The sequence below is a fragment of the Shewanella aquimarina genome (assembly GCF_023349185.1).
Classification (GTDB): Bacteria; Pseudomonadota; Gammaproteobacteria; order Enterobacterales; family Shewanellaceae; genus Shewanella; species Shewanella aquimarina.
The window spans coordinates 1-24,918 of record NZ_JAKIKY010000009.1 but is presented as its reverse complement, the minus strand read 5'-3'; the positions used below and the strand labels follow the sequence as shown (position 1 = coordinate 24,918).

Genomic DNA, 24,918 nt, shown 5'->3' with positions numbered 1-24,918 from the left:
TGTTAATGCACCGAGACAGAGAGGCAGAGATTGGTCAGCTGAGCGAAATGGGTAAAACGGTCGAAATCCGCATCAACCAGCTTGCGCTCTGAGCTGTGCCTGTCGGCATATAACAGGCCAATTACCTTGTTATCCACCAATATCGGCGCCAACATGAAGCCCATTGGTGAGGTATGGCGCCTGAGCGCTTCGTCGGTATAGAGGCGCCACTTTTCCGAGCCTGGGTTATCGATAAACAACGGCTTCTTGAGATCGACGCTCTCGCCAAACACATTCTTATCATGATTGAGCTCGACGACAAATTCATTCTTCATCTTGTCGCTGTTCTCACCAACCACCACCCTAGGTTGCAGGCGCTTACGGTTTGGCGAGAGTAGCATGACGGCGCAGCGATCCATGCCTATGCCATCGAGCAGGCCGCTGAGGGTAATGGTTATCACCTCATTAAAGTTCGCCTTATTGATGGCGCAATCTGTGAGCTCCCTAAGCTTCTTCAACTGCAGCTCGACATTAAACTCGCGAACCTTAACTGGCTCATCCTCTGGCTCCGCCGCCAGCGTCAGCTGATGGGTATCGGGCAGGAAGGCCACGAGTACCTTGGCACCATAAGTATCGGCCAGCTTTCGGGTAGCATGGCTACACTGGATCATCCGCCCCTTAAACTCATCCACCTCGAGGTCCAGCATGTCTGCGGCCTGCTTGATACGGTGGTTCAGCTCGGTAATATCTTTGCTGTCGCTCGCCATCAACTCGCTGATCTTATTGGCAAGATAGATGGAGCGGATCTCGGGAGTGCGCTCATTGGGATTCGACAAGGACTTCACCAATACCTCACCTAGGCCCCAGTTTTTGGCGATACCCATGGAGAGCTGGGTAAAGGAGGTTCCCAGCACCTCTCTGACCACGGCGCTGGCTTCCTTTTCGTCCACCTTATTGAGACGTGCATTGAGCTGCTCTGTCGTTTCACCGCCCATGCTCCAAAAGGCACTCTCTCCCAGGTGATAGAGCAGCGCGGCGATAAACACCTCTTCCTGCAGCTCTTCGTCGTGATCTTTAAGCATCATCTTGGCCAGCATGGCTGCCTGGAAGGCTCTGGCCATCAGGGTAAGTAGCCTCTGGTAGACATCCTCTGATAACCCTTTGTTTTCTAAAAGGCTGCTGAGGAGCTTAGCGGTAATACAGATATTACGTATGGTATCGAAGCCCAGAACGACGGCCGCGCGGCTCACGGTCGTAACGTGGGAGATCCCCTTGTTATAGATGGCGCTGTTGGCCACCTTAAGAATTCGCGAGGTCAGCGCGTTATCATGCATCACGCTGCGGCCGAGTATCGCCAGGGAGGAAACATCGTCTTTGGCAAGCTTCTCTAGGGTCTTCACCGTCGAGCTAAGTGCCGGCATCTCCTGTTCGCTGATGCGTTTGGTCCAGTACTCTGCACCTTTTCCTGACATAGCAGTGTTCAATGCTTATCTACTCTTTATATGAAGAAATAAGGATAGCGCTAAGTTATCTGGCGCCGTCTTTGATGAATTATAGGCAGAAAAACTTATAACATAACAATTACATCTGTCGCCAGAGGCAAATCACGTTTATCACCTATACCCGATCCACATGGCGAGGATTTCACCTTTATATCGACGAGCGGGCTCAAAAGATAAGAAGAAAATAAAAAAGGCGGCTCAAGAGGGACCGCCAAGGCAAGCAAAAATAACAATTTGGAAAGGAAAGAAAAACCTCGCACCGCACGTAGGAACACAGTGCGAGGAACAACCGCTGCTAAAGGACAGCAAGTCGAAACTTTAGAACTGCTCCTCTTCGGTTGAGCCTGTCAGCGCCGTAACCGAAGACTCACCGCCCTGGATCACATTGGTCACCTTATCGAAGTAGCCTGTACCCACCTCTTGCTGGTGTGCCACGAAGGTGTAACCCTTCTTCGCTGCGGCAAATTCAACTTCCTGTACCTTCTCAACATAGTGCTTCATGCCTTCACCGCGCGCATAGTCATAGGCGAGGTCGAACATGTTGTACCACATGTTGTGAATACCGGCTAAGGTGATGAACTGGTATTTATAACCCATGTCCGACAGCTCCTGCTGGAAGCGGGCGATGGTGGCATCGTCCAGGTTCTTCTTCCAGTTGAAAGACGGTGAACAGTTATAGGCCAGCAGCTGATCTGGGTATTGTGCGTGAATCGCCTCGGCAAAGCGGCGCGCCTCTTCCAGATCAGGCTTGGCGGTCTCACACCAGATTAGGTCGGCGTAAGGAGCATAGGCCAGACCGCGAGAGATAGCCTGGTCGATGCCAGCATTTACACGGTAGAAACCTTCAGAAGTACGCTCGCCGGTGATGAAGTCGCGATCGTATGGGTCGCAGTCAGAGGTCAGCAGATCCGCAGCGTTTGCATCGGTACGGGCGATAACCAGAGTCGGTACGCCGCTCACGTCGGCCGCCAGACGCGCAGATACCAGCTTCTGTACCGCTTCTTGAGTCGGTACCAGTACCTTACCACCCATGTGACCACACTTCTTCACCGAAGCCAGCTGATCTTCAAAGTGCACACCTGCGGCGCCAGCGTCGATCATGTTCTTCATTAGCTCGTAGGCATTAAGCACACCGCCGAAACCCGCTTCTGCATCGGCTACGATAGGCAGGAAGTAGTCTGTATAGCGCTCATCTTGTGGATCAATCTGATTGCTCCACTGGATCTGGTCGGCGCGGCGGAACGAGTTGTTGATGCGCTGAACCACTGCAGGCACAGAGTTTGCTGGATAGAGAGACTGGTCCGGGTACATTGTGCCCGCCAGGTTAGCATCGGCGGCCACCTGCCAGCCCGACAGATAGATGGCCTCGATTCCTGCCTTAGCCTGTTGTACCGCCTGACCACCTGTGAGGGCACCCAGTGAATTGACATAGCCTTTCTTAGCGCCGCCGTTAACCAGCTGCCATAGTTTTTCCGCACCGCGAGTTGCCAGGGTATTTTCCGGGACAATCGAACCGCGTAAGGCCACTACGTCCTCTGCTGAATAGGGGCGACGAACGCCGGCCCAACGTGGATTTTCAGCCCAATCTTGTTTAATCGCATCAATCTGTTCTTGACGTGAAATCTGTGTAGTTGCCTTAGTCATAATCTTCTCCATCTCAGGTGTTAGCATCCAGCTCCCTCAATACCACTCACATTCAAAGGCGCTAAATAGGTTTTGGGTATTACCCTTTCATTTATAAAATCATCGCGTTAAGCGTGGTCGCCCTGGGTCAATATCTCGTAGCCTGGCAGGGTGAGGAAATCCACCAGCTCATCAGACGTGGTGATCTCTTCCAGCAGGACTGCCGCTTGAGTAAAGCTGCCGTGGGTAAAGCGATCTGGTCCCACCTCGAGTTTCACGTTGGCCAACTCTTCGACCAGCATCTCTTTAAACAGCTCCTTGGTAACCAGCTTGCCGTTTGAGAGCTTCTGCTCATGTTGGATCCACTGCCAGATAGAGGTGCGCGATATCTCTGCCGTCGCCGCATCTTCCATCAGGCCATAGATGGGTACACAGCCGTTGCCGCGGATCCAGGCCTCGATATATTGCAGCGCAATTCGAATGTTGAGGCGCATACCCGACTCGGTGCGTTCGCCTTCGCAAGGCATGAGGAGATCCCTTGCCTGGATTGGCGCATCGACATCGCGGGTGATATGCAGCTGGTTGACGTGATCCTCACCTATATACTCGTTGAAGATCCCCATGGCAGTATCCGCCAGACCTGGATGCGCTACCCAGGTTCCGTCGTGGCCATTACGCGCCTCGAGCTCTTTATCGCCGCGAACCTTGACCAGCACCGCCTCGTTTTGTGCAGCGTCTTTGGCAGGAATGAAGGCCGCCATGCCTCCCATCGCCAGGGCGCCACGCTTGTGACAGGTCTTAATCAGTAGGCGCGAGTAGGCGCTCAGGAACGGCTTATCCATGGTGACCGCCTGACGGTCGGGCAAGATGCGATCGCTATGCTTCTTAAGCGTCTTGATATAGCTGAAGATGTAGTCCCAGCGGCCACAGTTGAGCGCCACTATGTTTGAGCGCAGTTCATAGAGGATCTCCTCCATCTCGAACACCGCGGGTAGTGTCTCGATGAGACAGGTACACTTAATAGTGCCCGGCGTCAGACAGAAACGTTCTTCCACAAAGGCAAACACCTTGGCCCACCAGCGCGCCTCGACATGACTCTCGAGTTTAGGGATGTAGAAATAAGGTCCACTGCCCTTCTCCAGCAATTGACGATAGTTGTGGTAGAAGTAGAGGCAGAAATCGAACAGCGCGCCAGGGATCGCCTCGCCATTGAAGGCCACATGCTTCTCCTTAAGATGCAGGCCGCGAACGCGAGCGATAAGCACCGCGGGGTCATCATTAAGGGTATAATGCTTGCCTGTTTCGGGGGCGGTATATTCAATCTCGCCACGCACCGCATCACGCAGGTTAATCTGTCCCTGGATCACCTTAGTCCAGCTTGGGGCCAATGAATCTTCAAAGTCGGCCATAAAGACTTTAACGTTGGCATTGAGGGCGTTAATGATCATCTTGCGGTCCACAGGCCCGGTGATCTCGACGCGTCTGTCCTGTAGATCTTGCGGGATACCGCGGATCTGCCAGTCGCCGTCTCTTATGGCACGGGTCTCGGGTAAGAAGTCCGGCAAGGCGCCGTTATCGATCGATGCCTGCTTCTGCTTACGCATGTCGAGCAGATTTGGCACCTCTGCCGCAAACTGATCACATAAGACTTCAAGCAAGCTAAGCGCGCCTTCATTAAGCACTATCTCTTGCCCTGGTACTGTCGCCCCCAGGATAGACAATCCCGTATCTAGCTGATGTTTATTCATTACCTGTTCAGTCATCCCGATATCTCCCAAGCGCTCACTTACCGTTAATTTCAATTCATCCAGTCCACAAAATAGGGCTTGCCACGCCTCTAGTGCAGGCCATACAGCTTGAAACACCAGCAAGGGGTTACAAATGTACGTTTTGAACAAAACCTACTAACAAACTGTTGGGATTGCAACAATACAACTGACGAGAAAAACAGCTAAAACACCGAAATTACATCACAAAAAATTGGTAAGACCAAAACCAAAACGCACACATTAGACATTGATTTTTATTGATTTAACGTTATTCTACCAACGTTAAAAACAACAAAACCTTAAACTTGTCAGACAAATTAACCAACAACCATCCAAAGAAAGTTATTACGTAATTTAGTTACACCAAGTAAGATTAACGGTACACACAATCAAGCTTAGAGCCTGATCGAATTTAGAGCCGTTCGTTTTGCTTTCCTTGCGAGTAAACCATAAAAAACCACTAATATTCAGTAAATTACCTGACTCACAGAACAAGCAGAAATCAAACGCACGTTTTAATTTGACGTTTACGTAAACGAGATGCAGGGCGAGCACAATGACTTGTCACAAATCGGTAACGTTTGTCGATCAACATCACGATTTTTTTTGGTTTGATGCAAAAAAAATCCAAAAAAACCGAATAAATTGCATACTTACCCCAAAATAGTCACTCATCATTCGTACCAAGCTCTACTCCCTTAACAGGCCGACTTCCCCTCCTAAGGCTCATTGCCTAAGTGATTCGATACACAAACCACATCAGACGCTGTCAGGAAGGAAACTAAAGTCTGGAAAATAATGCTGGAAATCTAATGCCTAAAACCCAAAAGCTAATATCCAAAAGCTAATATCCAAAAGCTAATACCCAAAAGCTATGGCCTAAAGCCAGGAAGCCACCACCTAAGCTAATTAAAAATAAGCAGAAAAAAACAATTCCCTAGTTATATCGACTGGATTCTCAAACCAGGATACGAGTGCTTTCCTATATGGATTGATTCATGAGATAAGAGTTAAAGAGGGGCGATACGATGAAAGGCAAGCAGGCGGGCAATTAGTGGACACCAGGGCGTACGCACAGACACAGACACAGGCACAGGCACAGGCACAGGCAAATGATTAAGCCACGGCTCTAAGATGGCTCCAATGCCAAAGAAAGCCACTTAAAAGAGTCAATTAAAAGAGCTACTTAAAGCACTATTAAGTAGGAGATACATCACGGGAGAAGCAAGTAAGTAAGTAAGTAAGTAAGTAAGTAAGTAAGTAAGTAAGTAAGTAAGTAAGTAAGTAAGTAAGTAAGTAAGTAAGCAAGTAAGATGGCCTAAAACCAGATTTAATGCGCAGGACGAGAGGCCAATCAAGAGTTCGGCTGCATCGCATTCAAATACATAACTTTAAGGGTTTAAAGGGTAAAGGCGATAAGCCAGCGCTATGCATTAATACTGGGAACTAAACACTAGCCACTAAATAGCCATTATGCATTTACTGCATTAGTGGCGTTAGCCCCATTAGTCGGGTTTGCCGCCTTGTCAGACATGGTCGCCATACCAGGACGGTACATCACCACACAGTTGCGGCCATTGCGCTTGGCCTGATACATGGCGATATCGACGCGCTTCATGAGCGGGTCCAGGCTAAGGTCATCCTCTACACTGGTACAGACGCCGAAACTTGCGGTGATACTTAAGTCGCTATAATGAGGACGGGTCTGAATAGACTCTATGGCAAGGCGGCAGTGCTTGGCGACCTTTAAGGCTGCCTGTTCATCTGTATAAGGTAAGAAGATCGCAAACTCTTCACCGCCCATACGCACAAATAGATCGCGCCCCTTGAGACTCGCTGAAACGGCTTCCACCACGCGACGCAGCGCCCAGTCTCCGGCACTATGACCATAGGTATCGTTAATCGATTTAAAGTGGTCTAAATCGAACATCACCACACTAAACACGTTGCGATGGGCCAGCACATCGACAAACAGGTTTTCGGCAAAATCTTGTCCCGTACCACGATTTAATACGCCGGTTAACGGATCACGTTGCGAGATACGCTTGTATTTGCGCTTCTGCACAAACATAGAGGCGCCAAAGATGATGAGGCAGATAGAGCAGCCAATGGCAATCATCAGCGCCATGCTCTCGTTATACCTCTCCAGCTCAACCACTTTTTGCTGCGCCGTATAGAGCGCCCTGTCCTGGTTGAGCATCTTAATTTCGCGGGCCTTCTCGGCATTCTCAAACTTAGCCATCTGATAGGCATAGGCCTTCGCCTTAGTCTCATCGATAGCGGCTTCACTCAGCTGCAAATACTTGTCCAGATAACGATAGGCCTGCTGATACTCACCCTCTACGGATAAGGCATCCGCCATCACCTTATAGGCACGCTTCTTCGCGCTAAGGACGCTAGGATCGTCTGGTACGTCTATGACTTGTTGTGCATATTGCTTGGCACTGCCCACCTCTTTCTTCATCAAGTAGGTTTCGGCCAGCAAGGCGTTTACATCGTTGATCTCTAACTGGAACTTAAATGTCTTGTATTCGGTGAGGGCTGACTGGAATAGCCTCTCGGCCTGCTGCAACTCACCCAATTTAAGGAGCGACGTCCCCTTACCTTTGTCGGCCATGGCGACAATAAGCGGAATGTTATGTTCATGACAGAAGGCTCTGGTATCGGCAAATAATTGCTTGGCCTCATTGTATTGAGAGAGCTTTAACTCCCCTGCCGCCAAAAACAGCTGGGCGTAACACTGCTCCTTGGGTGAACTATCACGGCTTAGGCTATAGGCCAGTGAGGCGTAGCGCTTCACCTCATCATAGACCTCAAGATCCAAATAGAGATTGGCGAGCCTCAGGTAGGAGGTCATCTTGATGGTGACATCATCAATCTGTTCGATACGGTCAAGATTCTTCGCCATCGCATCCAGTGCCCCCTGATAGTTCTTCATGGCGATCAGTGCGGTGGCTTGATACAGATAGATGGAATTTTGAATTTCGGGAGAGTGGCTCAGTTGCTCGGCCTGAATGAGTAGATTAAAGGCGCGTTCATAGGCGCCGTTAAACATCTCCTTGTTACTCTCGAGGGTTAACACCCGAGCCCTCTGTTCGCGGCTCAAGTGCTGAGTATTCTCTTTAAGGTAGGCAATTACCTCAGACGATTTGGCTGGCTCTGCAATCAGCGCGGCCTTTAACTCATCGATAACGGCGTCATAGTCGACGTCACTCGCGGTGGCAAGCGGGCAAAATGCTATCGAAAAGGCACAAGCCAAGAATAGTCTGAGGTAATGCATATAAATTACTAAGGGTTACTTGCTGTCATCTGGGTTAGTGATAATCAGATATGACTGTACTTCACTGGTATCGCCCGAAAGCGAATCGAGCTGCGCCTTATCGCCAGACAATACCGCCTGAATCTCCTCATCCGTCAGACCATTGGCCTTCATCACTCCTTTAGGGTCAGCCTTGTAAGCCTCTAACAGCGCGGCATCCGAACCTAATTTCTGAAAAAAATCGCTTAGCTTAGACATATCATTCTCCATTGTTATGTAATAACACTAGTTGCTAGACAATAGTTTGACCACTCTAGGATTAATCAAACATAGTCTCATTTTTTAACCCAATAAGTCTTCTGAAATTCCGAGTTTTGCCAAAACCTTATGATTTACACTGAGTGGCGCTGCAGGTGGTATTAACAGGGTAGTAATAGGACTTAACCTGGCTTCCGGCAGAGCCTTGAGTGATAGACGTTCGATTCGAGGCGCCTGAGTCGGTAAGTTGGGCGCTTCATACAGGATGACCTTATGGTCTAAGGGATACCACTCGCTAAGCTGCTCGACCAAGACCCGTAAGCAGTCCGAATTGGTGTGAAACTTGGTAAGGGTGTGCTCACCGGCGATGGCTATCTGCCACAGCAGCAGATGGGTAGCAGGGTCCGGCGTATGGCAATAAAACATGAATTGGCTTGCCTCGAAGCTCTGATGCCCAGACTGCCCCGGGTCGATCCCCACATCGGCCCATAAACAGGCCTCAGCCGAGATCCCTGGCTCCATCTTGGCCTCGAAACCTTCTTCCCGCGCCCGGCGAATGGCCATATGAGACACGCAGGCAAAGACACCAGGATGGCCATATAAGGCGCAAACCACCCGCTTACCCGCCCTGACTTGGGTTAATATCGCCTCAACCATCTGCTGATAGGTATCACGACGGCTCTTAACTTCATCACCTTGGGCGTAATAGCGATGCAGCGATCTAACATCGCTATTCATCTTCTGCAGCCACTGGAGGGAGAAGGCATCGGGTACTAAAGAAAAAACGACATCGGCCAGCTCGATATAACTCTTACTCAGCACAGTTATCTGACCGCCCAGGTTTAAACCTGTGCCTACGCAAACCAAACTGCCTTTTGTATAGGCTTCACCCATATCGATGCTTCCGTCCATTGCCCGGGTAATCAACCACCGTTTGCTCCTTGGCTTGTTGCAGCTTTTTCAATTAAACAAATTAAGCCAATGCTACAAAGGTGTAAACCAAAATAACTTACCACAAATCGGGATAAAACAAATACTAACAATTAATTAGTCTGCCATTTTTATCACGGCTCCAGGCTTAGGCCGCACTATTTGGACAAAATTCATGCAAGCCGATGAAACTAATCGTTAACACGTCGGTCTGAACTACTCGCCCTCCCCTTGGGCGCCCCAAACACAAAGGCCTTAGCTGATCCGCAGGCAAGATCCAGAAAACGGCGATTGCGCTTGTCAGCATGGGGAATGCTTGGGTATCATGGCCGACAGATTTTTAGGGAAGTAGCGCATTCAATGACCATCAAAAAACATAGTATTACTCTATTAGGCGCAGCGGCGCTGTCTCTTTCATTAAGCGCATGTAGCGTATTTGACTGGCTGATCTATAAGCCAGATGTGCCGCAAGGCAACTACATGGAGACGCAACAGGTCGAAAAACTCAGAATCGAGATGACCAAAGAGCAGGTCGAATACATCCTGGGCCGTCCCGTGCTGCGCGACAGCTTCTCTGACGATACCTGGTACTATGTTTATCACTACAAGAGTGGTCGCGATGCCAGCATCACCCACAAAGAGTTGGTGCTGCACTTCACCAACGACAAGCTTTCTAGCGTCGATGGCGACTATGAGCTGGCCGCCGACTTTAACACGCCGCTGGATCAAAGCACGCTGCCAGAACTCGGCGCACCTAAAGGCGATCTGGTTCCGCTGAACCCAGAGCAGCGCCCGGATACCAAGCCACTCGTTGAAGAGAAAAAAGCGCAAGAACTCAACGAAGTTAAAGAGTTTGAATAAAGGCGATTACTAGCACCAGGCCAGTTTAAGCGCCTGGTCTTTAAGACGAAAAAAAGGGTCCTAAGCATTGCTTAAGACCCTTTTTACTATCTAAATGCTGTTCTCGCTTGCGACCAGATAAAACCTGGTTAACTCACCTTGGCCCCAGTGGTCTTATTGGCCCGGCCTTCACTCTTGGCCTTCTCGGCCCGTTGACGACGCACATCTTTGGGGTCGGCAATCAAGGGGCGATAGATCTCCACTCGCTGCCCGGGTTCTAACACCTCATCATGCTTCACCGCTCGGCTGAAAATACCTAATTTAACCTTCTCCAGATCGATCTCAGGAAAGAAACGGCAGATATCACTTTGTTTCACCGCCTCGATACAACTGGTGCCCGGCGACACCATGACACTGATACGCTTCTGCTGGGTCGGCAAGGCATAAATTACTTCAACGGCAAACTTATCTTGATCGCTCATCTTACATCCTAGGGAGATTAAATAGCTGTTAGCTGTAAATCACTTTGGCGCGGCTGGTAAAAGCGGTCACCATAGAAGACATGAGTTCCTTAAACACCTTGCCAAAGGCCATATCCGCTAGCGAACTGGAAAACTCGAAGTTGAGCTCAAAGTCCACCTTGCAGGCATCTTCCGTCAGCTCGGTAAACTCCCACTGACCATGTAGATGCTTGAAGGGACCATTCTCCAGCGCCAGCTCAATCCGCTTACCCGGGATCACCTGATTACGTGTGGTAAAGGTCTTGCTTATCCCCGCCTTAGAGACATCGACCGAGGCCACCATGGTTTTACCATCGAACTCAAGCACCTTACCGCCAACACAACCCGGCAGAAACTCCTTATAGGACTCCACATCGTTGACTAACTCGTACATCTGCATGGCACTAAAGCGCACTAATACGCTACGGGAAATCTTGGGCATATGACTGTTTAACCTAAAACCTTGGCCTTGACACCATAAAGCAAAAAACTGATTTTAACATGCTCGAATGAACGGGTCACCTCACCCGGTACTGACACCAAGCTCAAAAAAACACCACCTCGACCCATTTACGCAGGCAAATTAAACAAATAATCGCGCGAGCCAATTCCAAATTGGTTTACCGCGCGTATAATAGCCCTCCTATGGCTAAGAAAAACGCAAAAAAATCAAAGAACCCACCGGCGACGATTGCACGCAATAAACGCGCAAACTTCGACTATAAATTTGAAGAAAAATTTGAAGCCGGCTTATCCCTGATGGGATGGGAAGTGAAATCGATCCGAGTCGGAAAGGTAAACCTGTCTGAGAGCTATGTATTCCTCAGAGATGGGGAGGCCTATCTGTTTGGATGCACCATCACACCGCTCAATACCGCATCGACTCACGTGGTATGCGACCCTATGCGCGATCGTAAGCTGCTGCTCAACCGCAGAGAGCTGGATAAGCTGCAAGGCTTAGTCGAGCGTCAAGGCTACTCTATCGTACCTATCTCCATGTATTGGCGCAAAAATGCCTGGGTTAAGCTAGAGATAGGCCTAGGTAAGGGTAAGAAAGAGCACGATAAGCGCGACGATACCAAAGAGCGCGAGTGGAAAATTGAAAAATCTCGTACCATGAAACATGCCGCACGATAATAATCGCTGTGATTCAGCGACTTGTCTGGCGTAAAACGTACGGATAACGAACAAACGATAGTAACCCCGGTGATTAATCCTTGGTAATCGAGGACGACGCGGGTTACAATCGAAATTGTACTGGGGGCGATTCTGGATTCGACAAGATTCACGAAACCCTAGGAGCATGCCGAGGGGCGGTTGGCCTCGTAAAAAGCCGCACAGTTATAGTTGCAAACGACGATAACTACGCTCTAGCAGCTTAGGCTAGCTAGCCATCTTGCTCACGTTTCTCAAATGGGCAGAGTATTAAGATGGTCACCTTTACATTTGATAGCGAGGGAACCATGTTCAGGGGTGAACCGCGAAACAGTACTGAACTCGCCAATAACAATCCTGTCTTTCGGAGTGTTGTTGGTTAACCAATAGAAAGACTAAGCATGTAGCGCCGAGGATGTAGGCTTTTTGGACGCGGGTTCAAGTCCCGCCGCCTCCACCACACACCTAAAGGACTGATTCCATAACGGTTTCAGTCCTTTTTTCTTATCTGGAATTGACTCTTTTGTGCTACAAGTTGTGCTACAGGAGTCCATTCCATGCCCCCCCTTCCAACGTATCTTTATCAGAGAAATCATACCTGGTGGTATAGACAACGCCTTCCCACTAGGAGTATAAATACGTCATTGAGGATATCTCTTAGAACTTCTGACTATCCAAAAGCCAGAACATTAGCGTTACTTCTCAATAGTTTCATTCGCAGACGAAATGCCGAATTATTCGGTAACTGTTTGAGTACAAATCATGTAGCCGCCGCATTAGGTGGAGTTGCTGGGTCCACTGAGCCCAATAATCGCAACTACTGGCTGGGTCTTGAGACAACCCTAAAGTCAACACATGAGGATTCTCAAATGACGTCTACCTATGAAACACTAAAAAATCAGGTTCAAACTATCATCCATCATTACCACCAAATGGAGCTTGGCGATTGGCAATCCGCACCAAGAGAAGAAGGTGAATATGTCGAATGGATTGAGAAGTTATGCCTATTCAAAAGCCTATCGACCGAAGCCTCAAGGCTAAATCGACTAGAGCAATCCCAGCGACTTGTAAAAGAGTACTTTTCCGAGTCAGGGCAGTTATTGCCTGATGAATCTGAATTACAGCCTTTAGTACGCCAAGTCTGCGATAAACTTCCGTCCATCTATCAATCCCTTTTACACCATAAACCACTCTTTACAACTAAAACTCACTGTGCGGAAATCACTTCCGATTCCGCTTTGGGAACTGAACCCGCGTCCAATAAAACGTTATCCGAAGTGATGCAGGAATACCTATCAGAAAACCAGCAAAAAGGCTGGAAAGCCAAGACTATCAGGCAGTATCAACACACCTTGTTTATTTCGTTAGAGCGACTTGGAGATCTCTCAGTTGCAGCACTTACACGTAGCCAAGGTCGGGAGTTACGAGCCACCCTACCGCGACTCATCAAGGGGAAGTACCAAGCTGATATTACGCGAGATGGGCTTCAAGCTTGCCTGACTGACGATGACGCACTCAAAATATCAGTCACCACCGCAAATAACCACATGAACCGCTTAAGGGAGTTTTTTCGCTGGGTTGAATCGATGGGCTACATCAAGTTAAATCCAATGCCCGACGATAATCTCCCTACGCCTAAGGTATCGAAACAGGCCAAACGAGACCCCATCACTGACAACGAAGCCAAACAGATCTTTGCTCACTCTCTTTTTAGCGAACTTAAGGGCACTCACACTAAGAAAATTCAGCATCCAAGCCACTTCTGGATGCCTCTGATAGCAGCCTATAGCGGTATGCGTTTAGGGGAGATTTCCCAGTTACTCGTTGATGACATTAAGCAAATCAAAGAGGTGTGGTGTTTCGTTGTCCAACAGACACGGGATGACCAGTACCTGAAAACACCTAACGCAGCTCGTGTTATTCCGATCCACTCAGAATTGCTCAGAATCGGCTTGATTGAATATGTCGACTATGTAAGAAGTCACTCTGGTCAAAGGCTATTTACCAATATCCGCTTGATCCAAGGTAACTACAGCAATAAGCCAAGTGAATGGTTCATCGAGCACTTCAGGGATCGTCTAGGGTTACCCAAGCACGTTACCCCTCATGCTTTCCGTCATTCATACCGAGACAAACTTAGCCGAATGACTGCTAATCCAGAGCATATCGCTCGTTTAATTGGTCATGCGGGGAATCAGTACGGTGGACTTCTAGCGGATGATGTATCTCATCTCCTACCGCTCGTTAACGGCGTTAACTATGACGGTGCTACAGCTCATATCAAACCAATTGCACCAGATATCTTTCACAATGCTCCTGCCGCAGTTGTCTCTGAAGAGGAGTCAGCATAATGAATACTCCTAGAATCCCCGCATATCGCTATTCAGTTCGCTTTGAACAAGCAGTAATGGCCAATGGTTGGAAACCGCTGTTACGGCAAGACTATCGCTTCGAAGATATCTATCAAGAAGCATTACAACACCATTATGCTACCTGTCCCCCTCTAGTAAAGATGCGAACGCTTTACAGTAAGCTGCATAATGCCAACGGGCGCTACGCCCAGTGGATGAAAAGAGCAATTGCCGCAGCAATTAAAGCAGGCGTACTTAAGGACGACGACTTTCCAAACACCAAGAACCCCAGATACATTCGAACACTACATGTCACCTTTGCCATGTTACTGCTCGCCTATGGTCCAAACGCAGCTTACAACCGCACACACCTAGAAAAACTTGCTAAGTACACAGGGTTTCCAGCCCCTATAACCAAGCGAGCAAGAGCCGAGGAAAAGTTTGCTATCAAACTGAAATCATTAACCGAGGAGTTAGATGCACTGCATAGAAACATTGACTTTCGCTTTGATCAGCAGGTACCTATCGCTTCCCACATCGTGGACTTTGTGATCACCGTTACCAAGGAGTATCAGACATCAGTAGTCGTCAACAAATTTGTCATTGAATTTGATGAAGAATATCACGGTTCCATTAGACAAAAACGCAAGGATAGGGAGCGTGATACTGAACTGGAGGCATTGGGCTACAAGGTCATTCGCTTGGGTAAGCAGAACGCACAAGAATGGCTAGGTACTTGCTATGAAATCTGTTATCCACTGCATCTTCCATCGGCTATTCAAGAGCAGATCAACTTGCTCATCAAAACGCATCCTCGCACGGGCAAACGGTTTATTCCACCGACTAACTTGGATGTATGCTTAGAATACCTACAAACCATCGGGGCGATTAAATCAAGGTCGAAACAACCACTGGTCGATATCGCCAATTTCTTACACCAAAACGGTGTTTCATCGAAACGAGCAAGGCTCCAATACCAAGGCAAGGAAATGAGGGTATTGGTTATTGAGCATGAGGAAGACAACTAATGTGCAATTGTTCCAAAAAAAGTGGCAAAACGAGTGACAATTACCGGTACCGATGACAATTTATAGTCATTAATTATCAATAGGTTATCGATTTTGTTCCACTAAACCAATAAATTTTCGTAGAAATACACTGTATATAGCCCTAGGGACTACACCCTTTTCTTTATATGCACATGTATAACGCTCAGTCCCCTTATCCCAAAGGGATTTAAGCAAAACGTCCAAAATCAAAGTGTCGGACCATGGTAAGTAACAGTCCGACACTTTCATACCTTGTACCTGATTAAATATCTGAATTGGACTAAGGCATAAGAATCTTGAGGAAAAACAATTACTCAGGAGTCTAACCATGTTATCCAAACACACTAATCCACTATCTGAAACACCCGATGATAACGTAGTCAGAGAAGCTATTGCTATTCTGGAAGCCCGTTACGGCCAACAAACTGAACCACACCAACCATTCAACTCTCCGGTCATCACAAAAGACTATCTTAAATTGCGTATGAGTGACTACCAACGGGAAGTCTTTGCCGTCATGTTACTGGATAGTCAGCATCGGCTTATTCGCTACGAGGAGCTGTTCTACGGCACCATAGACGCAGCCGCTGTATACCCCAGAGAAGTCGTTAAGCTAATACTCGCTAGGAACGCCGCAGCGGTAATATTCGCCCACAACCACCCATCGGGTTGCCCTGAACCATCAGATGCAGATAGACGGATCACAGTGCGTCTAAAGGCGGCATTAGCAACCATAGACATCCCTGTACTTGACCATCTGGTGATTGGTCATCTGGACGTTGTATCATTCGCCGAGCGGGGGTGGATATGAGAGACAAATCGATTTTCATCAACGCTCAACCAGCAAGACGCTGGCTTCCCGTTACCAGAATGCTGGTGGCACAACTTATGGCCTTACTTGCAGAGAAACCACCAGCCACCTTGCAGACTGGCGTAACGCTCAACTTTCGTGCCCCTGATTATTCACCTGAATCAGGTGGTATTCATCCTGTCGAGATCCGCATAGAGCCCTGCCCTACGAACAGCGATTGGCACATCTGCTACATCACTGACTTTGGCTACTTTGGCCGCCCCTACCCTGAGCTGGAAAAGGATATCGACTTCAACTTCACCACCGGACAGGGGTATCAGGCATTTGTTGGTATTCATCCCCTTAGAAACTTCAGCGGTATCTATCGGATATGGGAAGCCAACTTCCGCAGCTATCTGAACAACGATACGTTTCAGATAACCATCACTTGGGATTAACCCACCAATGCAGCAAGAAGGACTGTAAGACCTTTATGCTGCCGATTAGATAACAAGGAGAATCATCATTAACGAACTAATGAAGCAGGTCGCTAAAGCCGCACTACTGACCATAGTGCCAATCTTAATCCAAGCATTCGCTGACGAATATCTGTCAGGTGAAGACCCTTGGGTTAACCACCAAAGTAACCATGGCCTAGATGACGAGGATAACGAGAAGGAGATTTCCTGAGTCCTCGCCGTACAGGTCAATAGACCAAGCCCATGTGACACAGTAAGAACGGTTGCTTAAACCGTGTCACATGGGTTCCTTTCCGACTTTTGACACGTTTGGTCAGTGTACCTAGACCCTATTGACCAACTAAGGAGTCCACTATGGCCGCCATTGGATATGCCCGAGTATCAACCACAGGACAAAGCCTAGATGCCCAACTCGCCGCCCTGAGTCCATGCGATAAGGTATTTCAGGAGAAAGTTAGTGGTGCTAAAGATGACCGTCCACAACTCACCCTGTTGCTGGAGTTTGTACGTGAGGGGGATTCAGTTGTAGTGACCAAGTTAGACAGGCTGGCAAGGAACACCCGCCACCTGCTGGAAATAGCAGAGTTTCTAGCCGCTAAGAAAGTCACCCTTAAAATCCAGAACCTAGGGATTGATACAGGGACACCCACAGGCAAACTCATGTTAACAATGGTGGGAGCAATAGCCACCTTTGAGCGAGAATTAATGCTAGAACGACAAGCTGAGGGGATTGCAATTGCAAAACAAAAAGGACTCTACAAAGGAAGAGCTGCAACAGCTATGGCCAAGTCTGATGAAGTCCTACACCTAGCGGAACAGAAACTACCTAAAACAGAGATAGCTAAGGCGCTACAAATCAGTATCTCAAGTGTACAAAGGATATTGAAACAGAAAGAAAAGCAGCAGGATTAAGAGCACGGATGGCGGCAGCTTTACCCTAATGCTCGCCTTGTCTACGCTTTATACGCCTTAACTCTGCGAAAGTAACATCAGGCTTATAACCAGCTCTAACCAACGAGGGGCTATGGACGATCAGTTCTGACCCCTTACGCTTAGTTTGCGCTGTGTAAGTCAATCCAAACGATTCAGGTTCGAACTCAGAATAAATCCCCAATATTTCAGGAGTATCGTCATAAGTAACTATCCAAGGATGCCTTATCCTACGTACACTTTCATATAGACGATAATGATCATCATGTTCAAAAAAATTCTGATATAACCCTTTACCTTTCACGTAGTAAGGTGGATCAATATTTACTAAACACTTTCCTTCAATGCTGGGTAAATATTCATCAATGAACTGAGTAGCATCTAGATTTGTTAGATGTATATCTGCCGCCCGCTCAGCTATTGCCCTAATTTTTCCGATTAATGTCTCTTTGGAGTAACGACAATCCAGCGGGTAATCGCCTTTTTGTTCAATACCTCCAATAACACCAGCCTTGAGAATTCCAGAGCGGTTTGTTCGATTCAAAAAAAACGTTGCAAAACCTAACCTTAATACATCCGAATCATTAGCATAGATTTCTTTCTGTCTAAACCATTCTTCAATAGTTACATCGGTATCTCTGATTAATTCACAAAGTTCATCTGTGCGATACAAGACACTGTACCAAAAGGAATGAATAGCGTTATCAAGATCGTTAATCCATACTTGACGGACATGTCCCTCTAGCAATAAATACCAAGCTATCGCACACCCGCCAGCAAAAGGCTCAACATACACACCACCTTCTAGCTCATTGATTTTCAATGTCTCAAGCACATACGCAGTTAACTTGGACTTACCACCAGGGTATCTAAGCGGTGAATAAAACATCACTTTTCCTTCAAATCAATAAGTACGGCAAAAAGTGGCGTAAGCATATCCCAAAATCCATTAATAAATCTACGAGTAGTTTTGTGCGTTTTAGTGCCATGAACGTAATCGTTCAATGTGTTTAAGCTATGGTCATTACTATGATTCATAAGCCCATTAATGACCTTTCTTGCTTCTTTGTCCTCTATATGATCTGCCTGAATAAATCTAAGCCTCTTTATAAGAGTTACTTCTGAGTAATCAGACTTTTCCTTAGCTGCAATCTCTTTTTCTAACCCTTTAGCTTTTATAAACTCATCAACTGATAAATCAAGGAACACCCTTAAGCTTGCTGCTGATACGTTCTTGTACCGATCAACGGGCAATTTTTGCAGTTCGTTATAAAGAGCCTTAAGTTTGTAACTCGTAACATTTATTGAGTAAAAACCAGAGGCCATCTGGTTACGATCAGGATTTGCCTTCAATGGCTTTATAGAGGCAAGGTTTCCCCCTTTGACATCAGGCCCATTAGAAGTAGATGGATTAGGCTCGCCCAGGTTATTGGCCTCAGAAGAGTTCTTTCCTTCCCTTTCTTTATCAGCATCATATTTCTCTGGCGTAACGATATAGCTACTGTCATCGCTAGGAAAAGTAACCTCAGGCAATGCCTTATATATTTCATCAAAGCGTTGATCGATAGTACGAGTATTGATCGGAAATCCTAGGATGTTGTCTGATGGGTTAAGCATAATCTTTAGGAATTGGGCATAGGCATTGTAAAAACTACTCAATTCAGATTTGATAACAACCGTCATATCCTGAAATTCAAGCCCCCATTTCTCACGAATCAATTTTCGACCAAACCAACGTTCCAAGATTGTCATACTAATTTTATGACTATAGACCTGTTCTTTCTCTTCTGGGGTAAGCTTCGACGTGATTTCACTACGGGTAGCAATATTTCTCAAGCACACAAATCTAAGAGCTTCATTAATCTCTCCGGGCTTCAAGCCTGTAACACTTGCAGTTGCATCGATATCTTCCTCTTGCTCTTCATAAGCATTAAGAATAAATCGTTGTTGCTGCAAACGCTGCCATCTCTTGAGTAAAGAGCCTGTTGAATGACGTTGGAGTATGTACCAACGAGTTTCCTCGTAGGAAGGGGCGACACAAACCCTGATTTTCTCAATACTATCTCTATCAATTAATCGGGCCTGCTCTCTAATGAACCGTCTGATACTCTGTGGGGCACTTTCGGGACGCCGTAATAACTTTAAGGCAAGAACTCTTCGATTCCCTTCAGCAACAACGAATCGACCTTTATCATCTTTCCATACAACCACAGGGTCAAACCCTTGAAAGCCTCGCTCAGCGATAGACTTAACTAAAGCTATAAAATCATCACGCTCAGCGTTATCAGACAATAGGTCTTCGGTAAAATCATTAAGTGTCTCATGACTTTCTATCGGATCTAAACGAGGATTATCAATCCACAAACGCAGATTATCTACAGAACGAGGTGTACGTGTTTCCCACCATTTGACTACTTCCGTCATCACAATATCCATATTCTCTTAGCCTTTATGCAATGTATTGAATAACAAAACAAATAGCAATCCGAAAGGCTGATAAATCATAAAATTGAGACCCTGTAGTAACTTCTGTAGATAACATGTTGTCATACGTCTTTGAAATTGTGCTACTCTCTGTGCTACATAACCCACTGTCGGTTCCAGATGGAAATCAGGTAGTTAGGTAATGGGGGTTTGACATAAGCCGCCTCCACCAATTGAAGAAGGTGAACTGATCTCAGTTCACCTTTTTTTATGCCTGCGTCCCGCGCTACAGGCCTTATATGGCAAGGGTTTACGGACTTCGCACCATTCTTAATCTCAGACTATCCAAGGCGAATATTCTCTGAATTGCCGAATACTCTCTGCACCTCTCCCCATCTCGAACAGCCCAAGTCCATGACCAGAGAACAGAGGATCCTTTAAAATCAGTAGCTTATTATCGGACTAATCAAAAGGATTGTTGGGTGAATTGGTTGGGCGACGGGATCGCAGTTATCATCTCAAAAAACATTTATCAAGTGATCATCATCTATTTAAAGATTATAATCTTCTGAAAACTCAACCAATTATTACAAGAGAAGGATGGCATGCCTGCATTACCGAACCCCGAATACTTAAAAATTGAAGACAACGAAAAACAAATTTTAAAGCTTCTAGATCAACTTGTTTTAGCTCCTAGAGTCAAAGCCTTAGAGTGGTCACATGTAACTAAACAAACTCCTAATATGAAAATTGGGTACCCAGGGCAGCATCTGGCATCACTAATAACCGGGGTACACGGCTCAAGAACCGGTGCCAGAGGAGACGACCTCGAAGACGGTTCAGAAGTAAAGAGCTGCAGTAGGGTTGATCAACTGGATTCTTGCAAAGACTGTTCTAACAAAGTTTTACGGATAGAGGCAGTTTGCCCCCACTGTGGCTCTGAGAACCTAAAAAGGATGGATGACAGCAAATGGCTATTCACAGTAAAAACAGAAGACGAGCTAAAGCTATTAACTGAGGATATTGAACGAGTTTTTTTAACTATTGCAGACTATCCCAACTTTTCAGCAAACGACTTTGAAACCATAAGGTTTCAAGCTTTTGAGATATGGAACACAGATGTTAGGCACGAACATTTCAAAACAATAATGTCTAACTACTATTACAAAATCTTTTTAGAGCACATAAAGAAAAACCCAAACAAAACACCAGCCCCAAAAAACTTTTGGCCCTATAGTTATCAGTTTTATCTATGCAATCCAATAAAGGTATTCCAGGCAACCGTAAGCGATGCTAATACAGAGCCTAAGGTTGAGATCGATTTGTTTGTAGATCCATCGAAAGACAGATCTGAACTAACAGCAGAATCAATGCCAACTTCATTAATCAATATGGATGAGCTTAAAATCTTAAGCATGGAAGAAAATAGGAACATAATTGAGCCACAATTAAATAGCGGCACTTTTGATGACCTAAGAGATTTGACAGAGAAGAAAACAATTAACAAAAAGAAACTTGTTCAACTGCTACCATTTATAAATCAAGATGCGAGAGCACTTCTTGACCTAAGAGACACTGACAAGATTGCTATAGCCAAAACCGCATATAAGAGAAGATGAGCTAGACGACTAAAATAATCGCACCTCATTACAACCAAGGAGCAGTGAAGTGCGATTTAGCTAGTATTGCTTTAAGTGTAGTCAGTTGTTACATGCCAGACCTAAATTTATCTTTTGTTATTTCATCAAAATCAGCCAAGAAGCTTGCTTTGCTCAGAGGCAAGACGATTCATCTCCTCACTAAGTGAGGATTGTTTTTTGATTATCTCAGCGGCTTCAGAAAAACGGCTTTTTGGCTTAAACACCTCATCAGGGACGACGAGCTTACCTAAGTCATTCGCATGTAAATGGGCGGTCTGACCTCTAACCATATTTTGAATACTCTCAATTGCTTGAGAAGATCTAAGAAATGCCAACAGTAAATATGGTGATATTTTTTCTTTATTAGGACGAACCAGCATAACCTCTCCGACGAACGAGACGGCAGATTCACTTATGAAATCAGGTGTTCCAGTATAAATATCACTTTTTTTCGCAATATAAATTGGGCTATGTGCAGACGAAGTCAGTAAAATATCATCCTTTTTTAGAATCAATGGTTTTTTGGCTGACGAACGTTTTTTGATTTCATCGGAAGAAATATAGTTCCTATCTCTAGCTTCCCAATTGATACCCGAGCCGGTTAAATTACCAACTTTTACTAAGAACGCCCCTACATCAGAATATGCACTTCTAGCCGGTGTTTTCCCCGTACCAATAAACTCACATAATTCGGCCAAAGCAACACCGCTCTCAGAATTTGCTTGCTTAATAAAAACATCTTCCAGCAAAGAAAAACTATCAACTTTCTGATCCGCTTCTATTACTGAAACAAATTCCTTATCATCTCCAGACTCCAGTGCTGATTTCATTAAATTCGGAAATTCATTTAGTTGAGAGCCATCACGATATCTGCCTGTAGAGTCAAACCCAACATTCTTAATATTTGCAAAAGCGATTCGATTACCTTCCTTTGGCTCTGTTTTATTCTTGTATTTTTTGGCAAATAAAACGATTGTGGTTGTTTGTGTCCCCGTAGATGCAAATGTCTCCGGAGGCAAACTCATTATTCCATAAATGTAGCCATAGTCACTCAGGGCACGCCTAGCTAGCGCAAGCGAATTATTTGTGGCAATGCTCTTAGGAATAACAACCGCTAAGGTTCCACCAGGTTTTAGCATCTGGAAGCATTTTTCAATGAATACTATTTCACTCGACTGTTTTTTGAGCGGGTAGCCGCTCGCATCAATACAGGTTTTGTAATTCGAGAAATCGTAATCTCGTGAATCTAAAGAGACTCCAAAAGGAGGGTTGGTAAGGACAGTGTCAAAACTATTTTCAAACGGCGATGATTTTAAAGAATCCGAGAGTTTCTTGGAAAACTTAACTTTATCAAAATGGCCCAAATTGAGATCAGCAAGGAGCAGCATACGAGCACTTTTATCATTCCCAAAAATCTCAACTTTTTTGCTTTCAGAGAAGTAACTTAAACACTCAATTAAAAACGTACCTGAACCGCATGCCGGATCAAGGATTTTATCTTTTTCACGAGGATCGACAAAATTTACAATCGCCTTAACCACGTCATCTGGTGTTAGGAAAATTCCGTGACCCTTTCTCAAATCAGAAGATAAGAATTCTCGTAATGCATGGCTTCTAACATCATAATTTATCTTCTTAAATTCAATGGGGAATAAAAGTTCATGTACGTCTGCCAAACACTCATCAGACAAATAAAACTTTTTTTCTCTCCAGATTTCTGAAGACCATGAATTGGTTTTTCCAAGAAACCCTGAAAACAACTTTTTAACCTCAACAATCGTTGGGTTGGTCGTTGCTGCTAGCGGTGTTGAAACTTCATAATTTTGCTTGAAAAATAGATACTTAAGCAGCTCATCAAAAGCCTCTTGAGGCTGCAAGCCATCCACATTTCTCATCTTGTTGTGAGCTTCTCTATAAATAGAAGCCAACTCTCTCACTGTCGCCATGAAAACCTCCGAAATATTTCCTCGTAATATATAGGAAATATTTCATAAATCAAGACATTCCAGTGTATAGGCTTCCTTCCATATTTCTTCTAAGACTCAACCCCCCCAACTTCCGCCCACCAGCCCAAACCCAGCGCATTAGCTGCTCTGGCACATCAGCATGAGCCTGATGATTGACCTTTCTCCGAAGGGTTGATCGCTGAAAAGCCCCTGATCCCAGGTTAAAGGTAAATGAAACCAACGCATCAAACTGGCCATCAGTTAGTGGGACGTTAACCAAACGCAGGACCGATCGTTCTGCCGACTCGACATCTCTACGCAATAGTTCCTCAGCTTCAGTCTCACTGATCTCATTAAAAGACTCGCCAGAACGAACCAAATGCCCATAGCCGATGGTTGGGTATCCGGCTGGGCAGATATAAACTGTCGAGCTAAATCCTTCGAATCGCTTGATCAGGTCGATGCCATCTTGGGTAATGTGGCGCATATTACTGCCCCCTGGCTTTTGCCAAAGCTCGCTGACCAAACCAAAAGCTCATCACAGCTGCAAACAGTGCTTGCGTTTCTGGGTCCCAGATTTGTGGTAAAGCCAAAACAAACTCCATACCCTGATCAACCACCAGCACATAAAGCGCACTGACTTTTACAGTGGTAAACAGCAGGAAGAAAGCGTAAGTGATAACTGGGCGCACAGAAGCTCGAAGCCCATCCACCCACCTTACGCCAGAAGGCTGGCTGTCGTGCTTTAGTAATGCGAGGCTTTCGTTGATATCCGCATTGACGGTAATTTCTTCAAGCCTCTGATTATGGCCGAGGCGCATCTGCTCCATCTGGCGATCGAGAATCTGTAGCTCGTGTTTTCTGTCTTGTTTGTCCTGCCAGATTTTCAGCAAGTCTGGAAAGGCACTGGAAATAAAGCCAAGCAGGCTACCTAACAATGTGAGCATATTATTGTCCTCCGAACAGTTTTAGTTTGATGGCGGCACCTAGCAGCAGTGTGGCTAGAATGCCTGTGGTAGCGACTTTGATTACCGTTTGCCATGCGGTTCGCCTGGCATCTCGCCAAGCTTCCAGTAGGTCCCTAAGCTCTCGAATATCACGTGCGGCATGACCATTTTCTAAACCCAGGTGTGCCAATACTCGTTCAGCTCCTCGCTCGGCAGCGTTATTCAAAAGGCTCTCAAATTCGTCTTTTGGCATGACAACCATGCCGTTTTCTTTTTCTTTGGCAGGCGCCATTTATGCTCTCCTAAAACACGGTCGCTCTATGCCATCCATGGCATCGCGACATACCGTATGTCCTATACATAAAAACCGCCTCAGGGGCGGTTTCAAAAATCAAAGTACTTGGTTAACTATTAGGGACTTCAGCATCACATCGGGTTGTAGTGGCATAGTGAATTTGGCCACCTGAATAGACGAAGTGATAGACTCACTTCTGGAAAAAAGGTGGTAGAAATGAAGAACACAAGACCGACATTCAGTGCAGAGTTC

The 24,918-nt window shown here is 46.2% G+C and carries 23 protein-coding genes and 1 other RNA gene; 10 read left to right on the top strand and 14 right to left on the bottom strand.

Going from position 1 to position 24,918, the window contains the following annotated elements:
* Nucleotides 1–2 precede the first annotated feature (2 nt).
* The 6 genes from L2731_RS12110 to L2731_RS12085 form a co-directional block, all read right to left on the bottom strand.
* Entirely contained in the window at nt 3–1,451 is a 1,449-nt protein-coding gene (locus L2731_RS12110; RefSeq protein WP_239850004.1) for an HDOD domain-containing protein, read from the bottom strand.
* Nucleotides 1,452–1,799: 348 nt separating this feature from the next.
* Nucleotides 1,800–3,125, bottom strand: a complete 1,326-nt coding sequence (aceA, locus tag L2731_RS12105) for an isocitrate lyase (RefSeq protein ID WP_249253345.1) — start codon at nt 3,123–3,125, stop codon at nt 1,800–1,802.
* 107 nt (nt 3,126–3,232) lie between these two features.
* Nucleotides 3,233–4,867, bottom strand: coding sequence for a malate synthase A (gene aceB, locus L2731_RS12100; RefSeq protein ID WP_249253344.1), 1,635 nt, complete (start codon nt 4,865–4,867; stop codon nt 3,233–3,235).
* Between the two features lie 1,477 nt (nt 4,868–6,344).
* On the bottom strand, nt 6,345–8,153 hold the full coding sequence (locus L2731_RS12095; protein ID WP_249253343.1) for a tetratricopeptide repeat-containing diguanylate cyclase: 1,809 nt from the start codon (nt 8,151–8,153) through the stop codon (nt 6,345–6,347).
* Between the two features lie 15 nt (nt 8,154–8,168).
* Complete coding sequence (locus tag L2731_RS12090) at nt 8,169–8,390, bottom strand: hypothetical protein (RefSeq protein WP_041510529.1); 222 nt, start codon at nt 8,388–8,390, stop codon at nt 8,169–8,171.
* 84 nt (nt 8,391–8,474) lie between these two features.
* Nucleotides 8,475–9,302, bottom strand: a complete 828-nt coding sequence (locus L2731_RS12085) for an SAM-dependent methyltransferase (protein ID WP_249253342.1) — start codon at nt 9,300–9,302, stop codon at nt 8,475–8,477.
* Between the two features lie 378 nt (nt 9,303–9,680).
* Between L2731_RS12085 and L2731_RS12080 the strand changes: the two genes are divergently transcribed.
* Nucleotides 9,681–10,181 carry an outer membrane protein assembly factor BamE gene (locus tag L2731_RS12080; protein WP_239849999.1) on the top strand — a complete coding sequence of 167 codons (501 nt, stop codon included), beginning with the start codon at nt 9,681–9,683 and terminating at the stop codon, nt 10,179–10,181.
* A gap of 128 nt (nt 10,182–10,309) precedes the next feature.
* On the opposite strand, the gene L2731_RS12075 is transcribed toward L2731_RS12080, so the two are convergent.
* Nucleotides 10,310–10,642, bottom strand: a complete 333-nt coding sequence (locus L2731_RS12075) for an RnfH family protein (protein WP_220058678.1) — start codon at nt 10,640–10,642, stop codon at nt 10,310–10,312.
* A gap of 28 nt (nt 10,643–10,670) precedes the next feature.
* On the bottom strand, nt 10,671–11,102 hold the full coding sequence (locus tag L2731_RS12070) for an SRPBCC family protein (RefSeq protein WP_041510526.1): 432 nt from the start codon (nt 11,100–11,102) through the stop codon (nt 10,671–10,673).
* A gap of 203 nt (nt 11,103–11,305) precedes the next feature.
* On the opposite strand from L2731_RS12070, the gene smpB reads away from it, so the two are divergent.
* From smpB to L2731_RS12030, 8 genes are all read left to right on the top strand, one after another.
* Nucleotides 11,306–11,797 carry an SsrA-binding protein SmpB gene (gene smpB, locus L2731_RS12065; protein WP_011865070.1) on the top strand — a complete coding sequence of 164 codons (492 nt, stop codon included), beginning with the start codon at nt 11,306–11,308 and terminating at the stop codon, nt 11,795–11,797.
* A gap of 122 nt (nt 11,798–11,919) precedes the next feature.
* Nucleotides 11,920–12,275: a transfer-messenger RNA gene (gene ssrA / locus L2731_RS12060) on the top strand.
* Between the two features lie 409 nt (nt 12,276–12,684).
* Nucleotides 12,685–14,166, top strand: a complete 1,482-nt coding sequence (locus L2731_RS12055) for a site-specific integrase (protein WP_160798812.1) — start codon at nt 12,685–12,687, stop codon at nt 14,164–14,166.
* Nucleotides 14,166–15,194, top strand: coding sequence for an endonuclease domain-containing protein (locus tag L2731_RS12050; RefSeq protein WP_249253341.1), 1,029 nt, complete (start codon nt 14,166–14,168; stop codon nt 15,192–15,194). Before L2731_RS12055 ends, L2731_RS12050 begins: the two co-directional genes overlap by 1 nt.
* A gap of 349 nt (nt 15,195–15,543) precedes the next feature.
* Nucleotides 15,544–16,026 (top strand): RadC family protein, encoded by a 483-nt coding sequence (gene radC, locus L2731_RS12045; RefSeq protein WP_160798814.1) that lies wholly within the window; start codon nt 15,544–15,546, stop codon nt 16,024–16,026.
* On the top strand, nt 16,023–16,463 hold the full coding sequence (locus L2731_RS12040; RefSeq protein WP_219822478.1) for a DUF2787 family protein: 441 nt from the start codon (nt 16,023–16,025) through the stop codon (nt 16,461–16,463). The genes radC and L2731_RS12040 overlap by 4 nt, the downstream gene beginning before the upstream one ends.
* A gap of 79 nt (nt 16,464–16,542) precedes the next feature.
* The gene (locus L2731_RS12035; RefSeq protein WP_249253340.1) at nt 16,543–16,695 is read left to right on the top strand and encodes a hypothetical protein; all 153 of its coding nucleotides are present in this window, start codon (nt 16,543–16,545) and stop codon (nt 16,693–16,695) included.
* 143 nt (nt 16,696–16,838) lie between these two features.
* Nucleotides 16,839–17,396, top strand: a complete 558-nt coding sequence (locus L2731_RS12030; RefSeq protein WP_249253339.1) for a recombinase family protein — start codon at nt 16,839–16,841, stop codon at nt 17,394–17,396.
* A gap of 25 nt (nt 17,397–17,421) precedes the next feature.
* Here L2731_RS12030 and L2731_RS12025 read toward each other — a convergent pair whose 3' ends face one another.
* Both L2731_RS12025 and L2731_RS12020 read right to left on the bottom strand, forming a co-directional pair.
* The gene (locus L2731_RS12025; RefSeq protein WP_249253338.1) at nt 17,422–18,303 is read right to left on the bottom strand and encodes a DNA adenine methylase; all 882 of its coding nucleotides are present in this window, start codon (nt 18,301–18,303) and stop codon (nt 17,422–17,424) included.
* Nucleotides 18,303–19,838, bottom strand: coding sequence for a ParB N-terminal domain-containing protein (locus L2731_RS12020; RefSeq protein WP_249253337.1), 1,536 nt, complete (start codon nt 19,836–19,838; stop codon nt 18,303–18,305). The genes L2731_RS12025 and L2731_RS12020 overlap by 1 nt, the downstream gene beginning before the upstream one ends.
* A gap of 605 nt (nt 19,839–20,443) precedes the next feature.
* On the opposite strand from L2731_RS12020, the gene L2731_RS12015 reads away from it, so the two are divergent.
* Nucleotides 20,444–21,457 carry a MamI family restriction endonuclease gene (locus L2731_RS12015; RefSeq protein WP_249253335.1) on the top strand — a complete coding sequence of 338 codons (1,014 nt, stop codon included), beginning with the start codon at nt 20,444–20,446 and terminating at the stop codon, nt 21,455–21,457.
* Between the two features lie 131 nt (nt 21,458–21,588).
* On the opposite strand, the gene L2731_RS12010 is transcribed toward L2731_RS12015, so the two are convergent.
* Genes L2731_RS12010 through L2731_RS11995 form a run of 4 tightly spaced genes read right to left on the bottom strand, consistent with a single transcriptional unit; the run spans nt 21,589 to nt 24,663 of the window.
* Nucleotides 21,589–23,424 carry an N-6 DNA methylase gene (locus tag L2731_RS12010; protein WP_249253333.1) on the bottom strand — a complete coding sequence of 612 codons (1,836 nt, stop codon included), beginning with the start codon at nt 23,422–23,424 and terminating at the stop codon, nt 21,589–21,591.
* A 49-nt stretch (nt 23,425–23,473) separates the two neighbouring features.
* Entirely contained in the window at nt 23,474–23,911 is a 438-nt protein-coding gene (locus tag L2731_RS12005) for a lysozyme (protein WP_249253331.1), read from the bottom strand.
* Between the two features lies 1 nt (nt 23,912).
* Entirely contained in the window at nt 23,913–24,371 is a 459-nt protein-coding gene (locus L2731_RS12000) for a holin family protein (RefSeq protein ID WP_249253329.1), read from the bottom strand.
* A gap of 1 nt (nt 24,372) precedes the next feature.
* Nucleotides 24,373–24,663: a DUF6127 family protein gene (locus tag L2731_RS11995; protein ID WP_078462491.1), complete on the bottom strand. Its 291-nt coding sequence runs from the start codon at nt 24,661–24,663 to the stop codon at nt 24,373–24,375.
* Between the last annotated feature and the right edge of the window lie 255 nt (nt 24,664–24,918).